Source organism: Aromatoleum sp., assembly GCF_036675785.1.
GTDB lineage: Bacteria > Pseudomonadota > Gammaproteobacteria > Burkholderiales > Rhodocyclaceae > Aromatoleum.
This window is the reverse complement of sequence record NZ_JAKFEF010000047.1, coordinates 1-6,889: the sequence shown is the minus strand read 5'-3', so window position 1 is coordinate 6,889 and position 6,889 is coordinate 1. Positions and strand designations below refer to the sequence as shown.

The following is a 6,889-nucleotide window of genomic DNA, read 5'->3' as shown; positions in this document are numbered from 1 at the left end:
CTCGACGAAGCGCTCCTTGTGCGACAGCTGCATGAATTCGTCGCGCAGCGCATTCGCCTGCCGCAACAGCTTCTCGATGTCCGGCCGCGCGAGGGTCGGCGCCCAGCGCAGCGCCGAGCGCAGGATCTCGATCTTTTCGAGCAGCCCGGCATACGAGATCGCGGACCCGGCGCGGCCGCGCGGCGGCAGGATCTTCATGCGGCGGCGAGCTGCTTCTGCACGAGCTGGTAGTACATGCCGCGCCGCTCGACGAGCTCGTCGTGCCGGCCCTGCTCGACGATCGCGCCCTCAAACAGCACGAGGATCTTGTCGGCGCGCATGATCGTCGACAGCCGGTGCGCGATGATCACCGCGGTGCGCCCTTTCAGGATCTCCTGCATGTTGCCGATGATGTTGCTCTCGGACTGCGTGTCGAGCGCGGACGTCGCCTCGTCGAACACCAGCAGCCGCGGGTCGTGGTACAGCGCGCGGGCGATGCACAGGCGCTGGATCTGCCCGCCCGAGAGCCCGACGCCGCGCTCGCCGACGACCTGCTCGTAGCCGAGCGGCAGCTTGCGGATGAACGCGTGCGCGTCGGCCATCTTCGCGACTTCCTCGATGCGGCGGCGGTCCGGCGCGACGTCTCCGCTCGCGATGTTCTCGGCGATCGTCCCGGAGAACAGCAGGTTGCTCTGCATCACGTAGCCGACCTGCGCGCGGTAGTACGCCTTGTCGATCGTCGCCATGTCGTAACCGTCGACGAGGATGCGGCCGTCGGTCGGCGGGTAGAAGCCGACGAGGAGCTTCGCCAGCGTCGTCTTGCCCGAGCCGCTGCGGCCGACGATCGCGACGAGTTCGCCCGGCTTGATATCGAAGCTGATGTTCTCGAGCACGTACGCCGTCTCGTCGCCGCCGTAGCGGAAATACACGCCGTCGAGCCGGATGTCGCCCTGCAGGTCCGGCAGCACGACGCGCGACGCGGCCTCCTCGGGCTTCTGCTCGGGCTCCATGTCGAGCACGTCGCCGAGCCGTTCCATCGCGACCGCGGCGTCGTTCACATGCCCCCACAGCGCGACGAGCCCCATCAGCGGCGCGAGCACGCTGCCCATCAGCGCGTTGAACGCCATCAGCTGGCCGATGGTGAGCTCGTGCGCGAGCACCTGCGTCGCGCCGACCCACAGGATCGCGATCGTCGTCGCGGCGTTCAGCAGCTGGCTCGCGAAGCCGACCTTCACGCTGAACATCTGCGCGCGGTACTGCACTTCGAGCGCCTTCGCGTACTTCTTCTCCCACTTCAGCCGCACCGGCCGCTCGATGCCCATCCCCTTGACGGTCTCGACGCCGCCGAGCGCTTCCATCAGGAAGGCCTGCGCGTCGGTGCCGGTGTTGAACACTTCGCGCGCGTAGTTCTTAATCCGCGGCGTCACGAACACCGTCAGCGCCATGATCGGGATCACGAACGCGATCAGCAGCAGGGTCATCTTCGCGTTGTAGAGGAACAGCACCGTGAAGTAGATGAACACCATCAGGAGGTTCAGCACGGTGTTGATCGTCGCTTCGGTCAGAAACGCGCGGATCGTCTGGTTTTCCTGGAAGCGCGCGATGATGTCGCCGGTCTTGCGCTTGGCGAAGAACGAGAACGGCAGCGACAGCGTGTGCTTGAAGAAGTGCGACATCATCGAGAAGTCGAGATTGCGCACCATGAAGTTCGCAAGAAACGCGCGCACGCTCGCGACGACCTGCGACGACAGGTTCGCGATGATCAGCCCGACGATTAGGAGATGCAGCAGGCTGACGTTCTCGTGGACAATGACGCCGTCGAGGATGTTCTGGATGATCATCGGCGGCACGAGGCCGAGCATCTGGATCACGAAGGTCGCCATCAAGAGATGCGCGAGGATCTTCTTGTACGGACGCAGATAGCCGACGAAGCGCACCCACGGCGAGCGTTCGGCGGCGAGCTGGACGAGGTTCTGCCCGGGCGTGAACAGCAGGCAGGTGCCGCTCCAGCCGCGCTCGAACTCTTGGACGCTCATCTTGCGAAAACCCACGCCGGGGTCGGCGATCCACACCTGCGCCTTCGACACGCCGTAGACGACGACGTAGTGGTAGCCCTCCCAATGCACGATGAACGGCAGCTCGAAGCCGAGCAGCGCGTCGAACGTGCATTGCACGCCGCGCGTCGTGAAGCCGAGCGTCTCGCCGGTGCGCGCGAGGCTTTCGAGCGTCGCGCCCTGCGTCGTCACGTTCGCCATCTCGCGCAGCTTGCCGAGCGTCATCGGGATGTCGTAGTGGCGGCAGATCATCGCGAGGCAGGCCGCGCCGCAGTCCATCTCCTCGGCCTGCTCGACGAGCGGGAAGCGCCGGATCAGCCGTTCGCCGAACTCGGGCTTCGACTCCAGGTCGAGCATCACGCGCAGCTGGCGCCGCTCGGCGAGCGTCTTGCGCCGCTGCAGCTCGCGCTCGTGGACGCGAATGCGCTCCTCGAGCACTTCGCGCAGCTTCGGGTGCCGTTCGAGGATCTGATGGACGGATTTTTCCGGGATCACGAGCAGCGTCGTATCGACGACCGCGACCGCGGAGGCCGGCTGTTCCTGGCGCATCAGGCACGCCTTCTCGCCGAAGATCTCGCCGTGGCCGAGCGTCGCGAACGGGAAGTCGGTGCCCTGCTCGTGGCGCACCAGCCGCACTTCGCCCTGGCGCACCACGTAGAGCCGCCGGTCGTCGCGCGCGTCCTGCTTCAGGATCTCGCGTCCGGCCGCGACGCGCTTCACGCCGACGCTGCGCACCAGCTCTTCGAGCTCGGCGCGGTCGACCTTTCCGCGCAGGTCGAAGAGCCGTGCGACGACGCCGCCGGCCGAGCCGATCGCGACGAAGCTCGTCACGAACGCGAGCGCCGCCGGATTCCGCGCGAGCACCGGCTCGAACGCGGTGCGCGGGAGGTACAGCAGCTCGGTCTTCGCCGACGCGCGCGCCGAGAATTCGTGCCGGTAGTCGCGCAGCGCCGCCATCTCGCCGACGACTTCGCGCGCCTTGCGCACGCCGAGGCTCGTCTCCTTGCCGCCTTCGTCGGCGAACACGCGCACCGAGCCGGACAGGATCACGAACACTCCGGCCGCGTCGTCGCCGGCGCGGCACAGCGTCTCGCCGAACGCGAGAAAGCGCCGCTCGCCCTGCGCGGCGAGCTGTTCTAGCTCGTCGGCGCCCAACGGCGACAACAGCTCGACGGACGACAGGAAGTCCGCGAGGGAATCGGCGACGGGGGCGTTGTTCGGGGGCGCGTCCATGGGCTCGGCCTTTTCGCGCTCAGCGCGCTTCGATCACGTGTTCCTGCGCACGCGCGGCGAGCCAGCCGTCGCGCAACAGGCGCCGTACTTCGGCCTTCGCGTCGTCGTCGAGCCGCGCCGGGTGCTTCGCGGTGACGAGGAAGATCTCGTGGAACGACTTGTCGGGCGCCGCGAACGGCCCGAGCAGGTCGCCGACCGACGCGTTGAACACCTTCGCTTCGACGTCGGTCTTCAGCGAACCGCGCAGCACGCGGCCGACGCAGCCGCCGTCGTCGCGCGTGTCGGCGATCGAATGCTCGCGCGCGAGGTCGGCGAAGCTGTCCGGGTCCTCTTCGAGCAGCGACAGCATCTCCTTCGCCTGGTCTTCGGTTTCGAGCACGATGTGGCTGACCTCGATGCTGTCGAAACGCGGCGAATTCAGCTGGAAATATTCCTCGACCGCGCGGTCGCTGCAGACCCGCTCCATCATCTTTTCCTGGTACAGCCCGTCGACGATGAACGCCTCGAACTCGTCGAGCGTCACGCCCATCGCGTCGAGGTAGTTGTTCATGTCGGCCGCCCGGTGCAGGCCGAGGACGCGGCGGAACTGGTCCGCGCGTTCCTGGATTTCGTCCGGCGACACCGGGATGCCCTGCTTCTTCGCTGCATGGACCGCGACGCGGTCGCGGACGATCTCGTCGATCAGGCTCTCGAAGCGGCCGGAGAGCTTCAGGATCCGGACGAAATCCTCGCTGCCGATCGTCTCGTCGTCGATTCGCACTATCGCCGTCATCTCGGGCTCCTTGCTTTGAACGGGTTCGGCTCAACCGCGGATCTGGCGGAACGGGTCGAGCGCGAGGTCGATGAGCCGCCGCTCGCGCACGACGATCTCGGCGACCGCGGTCATGCCGTAGCGCACCGGGTACGCCGCGTCGGCGACCTCGTAGTGGTCGCGCGCGAGGGCCACATGTCCTTCGTAGACCGGTTCCTTCGTTTTCGCTGCCGGCAGCGTCGTCGGCGAGATGTATTCGAGGCTGCCGTCGATCAGCCCGTAACGCTGGTACGGGAACGCGGCGAACTTCAGCTTCACCGGCTGCCCTTCGCGCAGGAACGCGCGGTCGCGCTCGGCGATCTGCAGCTTCAGCACCGCGCGCGCGTCCTTGGGCGCGATGCCGCCGAGCGGCGCGTTCGCCTGGATCTTGTCGCCGGGCTGCGTCGTCGCGACGTCGGTGACGACGCCCGACACCGGCGCGAGGATCAACAGGAAGTTGTCCTTGTCGATGTTCTCGAAGCGGATGCGCTGGGCCGCGTTCGCGGCGAGCCGCGCGCTCTGCAGCTGCAGCCGCAGCTTGTTCTCCTCGTTCGCCATCTCGCGCAGCGCGGCGTCGTACTGGATGCGCAGCCGCGTGAGCTCCTGGTCGCTCGTCTCCAACTCGACGCTCGCGCGATCGGACTCCTGCGACAGCCGGAACTCGAGTTCGCCGAGCCGCCCCTGCGCCGCGCGCAGCGCGTTCTCGGCCGCGAGATACGCGGTCTTCTTCGATTCGACCTGCAGTTCGGAGACGCCGCCGCCTCCGGGCAGCGCGAGCAGCCGCTGGAAACGGGCCATCTCCTCGCGCGCCGCGTCGCGCAGCTGCCGCGCGTTGTCGAGTTCGCTGCGCGCCTGCAGCACCTGCGCGCGCTGCGCTTCGGCGAGCTTCGTCGTCCCTTCGGCGGTGCGCTTCTCGTGCACCTTCAGCGCGACTTCGATCTGCTGCTTCAGCGCGGCGACCCGGCGTTCGAGGAGCGCCTTCTTGTCCGGGAAGTTCTTCCATTCGCGCTCGGCATCCTCGAGCTTCAACTGCGCTTCGAGCGCCTGCGCCGCCGCTTCGACCGCGCCGCGCGCATTGAGCCGCGCGATCACGTCGCCTTCGGACACCGGCTGGCCCGGCTCCATGTAGATGTCCGCGAGTTCGCCGTCGATCGGCGCATACACGCGGCGCACGTCCGACTCGGGCGCGAGCACGCCCTCCGCGGTGACGATCACGTCGGCGCGGCCGACGAAGGACCAAACAAGCGCCGCGAGCATCATCACCGCCATCGCGACGACGAGCATCCGGCTGAAGCGCCCGGGCTCGGCGGTCAGAATCGCGATGCCTTCGGCGCTGTGGTCTTCGAGCGCCTCGGTCAGCGGCTTAAGGTTGCTTTCGCTCTTCATCGCTCCGTCCCCCCGATCAGCGCGAGCTTCGCCCGCAGCACGCCGGGCTCTAGCACCATGTGGAGTTCCTGCAGCGACTGGCGCTGCAGCGCGGCTTCGGCGTCGATCTCGTCCGCGAGCCGGCGCCAGCGCTCGGCGACGTCGGCCTTCAGCATCTTGTGGAGGCGCATGCCTTGGGTCGCATCGGCGTGCGCGTCGGCGAGCCGGCGTGCCTGTGCGCCGAATTTCGGCGATACCGCGGATTCGAGGCGCTGCTCGCCGCCGATGCCGCCGCTCGTGCGATAGGCGCTCCACGTCGCGTCGGCGCGTTCGAGCAATTCGGCTGCGCGCGCGAGCGCCTTGCCGCGCATCGCGCCGACCTCGCCCTCGGTCGCGCGGACGAAGAACACGTCCTCGTCCGGGTCGAGCGACGCGTGGAACGCGAGCAGCCGGTCGTCGCGCGTGCCGGCGTCGCTTCCTTTACCGGTACCGCCTTTCGCGCCGCGCTGCAGCGCGTCGAACTCCCGCGCCACCGCCTCCTTGCGCGCGAGCTCGATCGCCGCGGCGTCCGCCCACGGCCCGGCGTCGATCTGCCGCAGGCCGTCGAGCGCCTGCGCGGTCTCGCCTTTGCGCCACGCGTCGGACGCGCTGCGGTAGCGGCTCACGGTCTCGGCCGACGGCAGCGCCCCGGCACCGAGCTGCGCAAACTGCCGCTGGAACGGCGGCGTCACGAACTGCAGCGTCGCGAGGCGCGCGACGAGCGGCCCGAGCCGGCGTTCGCGCAGGTCGCGCTCGAGCGCGACGTACTGCCGCAAGTCGTCGCGCAGGCGGTCGATGCCGGCAAGGCGCGGATACTTGCCGGCATAGTCGTCGAGCACCGCGCTGAGCCCTTCCGCGCGGCCTGCCGCGAGTTCGGCCGCGGTCGTGTCGTCGAGCCGTCCGATCGCCGCGAGATACACCGACTCGTCGCTTTCGAGCCGGCGCAGGTGCGTCAGCGCCGCGGCGTGAAGGTCACGGAATTCGGGCACGACGTTCGCAACGCGCGCGAGCGCGCGCTGGTGGGCCTTCGTGTCGTCCTGCCAGCGCCGGAGCAGCGCCTGGATCGCGGTCTCGTCCTCGTAAATGCGGATCGACGCATCCGGCCCGCCGCGCGCGTCGACGAAGCGCTCGATGTCGGCGACCCAGTCGAGCTCCGCGAGCAGCGCCTGCGCCTCGGCGTTGTGCCGCACCTGCGCCTTCATGTCGGCAAGCATCGCGCCCGCATCGTCGAATCCGCCGTCGTCGATCTCCTCGATCCATTCCGCCAGCTTCGCCTTCAGGATCGCTTCGGTGCCGATCGTCTTCGCGCCCGCGTCGTCCGGATCGCGCGCGAGCTGCGCGTCCGCGACCGTCGCCGCGCGCGCGTAGTCGCCGTCGGCGACGAGCGCCGCCAGCTCGCGCTGGTCGCTGCCGGCGAGCCGCAGCCCGA

At 68.6% G+C, this 6,889-nt stretch carries 3 protein-coding genes and 2 pseudogenes; all 5 read right to left on the bottom strand.

Annotated elements, in window-relative coordinates; all coding sequences use genetic code 11:
- A pseudogene (locus V6M37_RS10560) lies at positions 1-198 on the bottom strand (sigma-54-dependent Fis family transcriptional regulator); the annotation flags it as partial.
- A complete protein-coding gene (locus tag V6M37_RS10555; protein ID WP_332673027.1) occupies positions 195-3,266 on the bottom strand; it encodes a peptidase domain-containing ABC transporter in 3,072 nt (1,023 codons plus the stop codon). The pseudogene V6M37_RS10560 and the gene V6M37_RS10555, both read right to left, overlap by 4 nt.
- A gap of 19 nt (positions 3,267-3,285) precedes the next feature.
- A complete protein-coding gene (locus V6M37_RS10550) occupies positions 3,286-4,038 on the bottom strand; it encodes a peptidylprolyl isomerase (protein ID WP_332673025.1) in 753 nt (250 codons plus the stop codon).
- A 30-nt stretch (positions 4,039-4,068) separates the two neighbouring features.
- On the bottom strand, positions 4,069-5,442 hold the full coding sequence (locus tag V6M37_RS10545; protein WP_332673023.1) for an HlyD family efflux transporter periplasmic adaptor subunit: 1,374 nt from the start codon (positions 5,440-5,442) through the stop codon (positions 4,069-4,071).
- Positions 5,439-6,889 (bottom strand): annotated as a pseudogene (locus tag V6M37_RS10540) (FHA domain-containing protein); the annotation flags it as partial. The gene V6M37_RS10545 and the pseudogene V6M37_RS10540, both read right to left, overlap by 4 nt.